The organism is Marinobacter sp. UBA2498, assembly GCF_002341575.1.
In the GTDB taxonomy this organism is placed as follows: Bacteria; Pseudomonadota; Gammaproteobacteria; order Pseudomonadales; family Oleiphilaceae; genus Marinobacter; species Marinobacter manganoxydans.
Genome location: NZ_DDOI01000108.1, coordinates 14,726 through 15,022, shown reverse-complemented (window position 1 = coordinate 15,022; position 297 = coordinate 14,726).

Here is a 297-nt window from a genome sequence, read left to right as displayed (position 1 = left end):
ATCGAACACGGGCAGGCGCCTTATAGGCTCTGCAGTTATTTGCACCGGCCTTTTATTACTCGCGCTCTAAGACCGAAAATAATCTGTGACCATCCCCTATGTGTAATTTGCTATGAGTACCTGATATCGGCAGCTTGAGGATGAAATGAGGAATCAATAGCTCAACCGAGCACGAACACCTCTGCCATGGAATCATTCAGCGTCAAAAATTTGCTTTGCGAATCATAGTGGATGAAAGGACTTTGATTGGCCTGGAGTCTGTGAAGAAAAGCCCCGACTCGAATGTTCGCTTTTGTT